Here is a 2,088-nt window from a genome sequence, read left to right as displayed (position 1 = left end):
CCCCTGCCACTTCCAGAAGTTCAAAGAAGGTATTTTACAATCATTGGAAAATAGTAAAAAAATACCATCTTTCAGAAATAAAAATACCAACTTTCACAAAATCACTACCGCCTTTCACGATAAAAAAATACCGACTTCGGGTGTCTAAAAATACCATTTTTCAATTCTGGTATAATTTCAGACAAGTTGCCGTGTACGTACATAGGCGAATCTTGCTCTTGGTTTTTAATCATCCGGGGCAGCTCTTCAGGGACCTGATCGGGACCCTAAAAGGGTGGTGCAAATAAAATCCGTTGTCTCGGATCCGCGCCGACTTATGAAAAACTTTTCACCACTTCCAGAAGGTGGACTTCGCAAAACTCACGTTTAACGCAATGATATTCCCAGGGCAAAATTTCCAAAATCCCCATTTTATCAGCTTTTCAAAAAGTCCATCCTGTGGCAGCTCTTCTTTTCACTTTCAGCTGCTGCCAAAAATCAATATCTTGTGGTTTGCCCTGTGTGTTTACTTCGCAGTCATCCCACTAAATACGTCTGAATCTTTTTCTACCGGTTCAAAGTCGGGCTCATATTCCTCAAAGCAATTAAACATGGCATAAAAGCTAAATTCTGCCTGCCCCTTGCTGCCGTTCCTGTTCTTGAGTACTTTAGCTTGCAGCGTTTGTGCTTCGCCCGTCCTTGCCTTTTCTTCCATGTTCTTTATAAGTTCCCTTATACGCTTCTGGCGAGCGTTGTCGGTTTCGCCTTCTTGGTAGTCCATGCCTTCATACTGCAAGCCTATTAAAACGTCTGCGCTGTACTCTATTGCGCCGCTTTCCTTAAAGCTGGCATTATTTACCGGCGCTGTGTAGTTGTCCCTGTTAAAGCTGCTTATGCCTATTACTGGTATTTTGCAATCCCTACTAAGTCGCTTAAGTTCAAGTGTGGCTTTATCCGTGTTCTGCTTATCGCTTGCCCGCATATCGTAAGGGGCTAGTATTTGCAAGTAGTCTATAAGCACTACTGGCTTATTGCCTGTTATTGCTATGTGCTGTTTTACTGTGTCCGCTACTTGCTGTATGCCTATGTCGCCTACACCTTCATGTATATAAATATGCTGTGCGAAGTCCTTGTAAGTCTGCATGGCCTTATTTATCAAAGCCTTTTCGGTGTCGCTGTAGCTCTTCCAGCGAGCTCCGGCTGTTATTCCCCTTGTGGTTTTTGCATCTGCTTTACGTTCTGCCGCTAAGAAAGTAAGCCTGCTTATGCTCTTCGCTATAAGTTCACTTCGTGCCATTTCAAGGCTAAATACTAAGCAGTCCTGCCCCTGCTGTGCTAATTGGTCTACGATCTGCAGTGCCAGGGTGGTTTTTCCTAGTGATGATATAGCGCCGATAATATAAAGGCCTTCGTATAAACCGCCGTCCAGAACATGGTCCAAGATCTTAAAGCCGGTGCTAAGTGCTGGTGTGTCAGCGCTGTCTGTTATCCCGCCCAAGAAGTTCTGCAGTTCATGTGCTGCGCTTGTCTTCAGGTAGTCTTCCTTAGCAGCTTCTGCCATTGCTTCCAGTTCGGCTTCTTTTGCCCGTTCTGCAGAGGCTACTTCGCTTATAAATCCTTCGCGGTCAAGTAAAAGCGCTTCGTTTGCATCTTTGGCAGCTCCGTAAAGGTTATACCGATAAAAGGAAGCCTGCAGGGCTGTAAGCTCTTCTGCCAGTTTTTCTTCTGTCTTCCTGCCTTCTTCGTCTGCATCTAAGGCCAGTATAAGCGGTTGCACTGCCTGCTTCGCCTTAAGTAGGTTTATAAGCTGTGCATAGTTGCTTGTGCTCCCTAGGCCTATTGCTTCGCCGCCTGCTTCTATAACGCTTAGTGCATCCAGTTCGCCTTCTACTACGAAAATAGGCTTATTTGCCGTATAAAGCGCCTTACTGTTAAAAATAACGTTTGCGCCCTTCTTCCTGTAGCGGTTCTTCTTTACAGGCTCTTTTGGGGTGTCTATGTTCCTGGCTATAAAACTGCCCTTGCCTGTAGGAATAATAAGCACACGCCATTTACTAAAGGACTGCTGTCCCGTATCATCCACATTGAAGGTATTATAGGCTGCATCAT

The 2,088-nt window shown here is 45.0% G+C and carries 1 protein-coding gene; it reads right to left on the bottom strand.

Annotated features, from left to right (window positions below; all coding sequences use genetic code 11):
• Positions 1-505: 505 nt before the first annotated feature.
• On the bottom strand, positions 506-2,088 hold a 1,583-nt coding region (locus G630_RS22670; RefSeq protein ID WP_049946293.1), incomplete at its 5' end, for a bifunctional DNA primase/helicase.

The sequence above is a fragment of the Butyrivibrio sp. WCD2001 genome, assembly GCF_000424485.1.
Classification (GTDB): Bacteria; Bacillota; Clostridia; order Lachnospirales; family Lachnospiraceae; genus Butyrivibrio.
The sequence above is the reverse complement of the archived record's forward strand: the minus strand, read 5'-3'. Positions and strand labels throughout refer to the sequence as shown.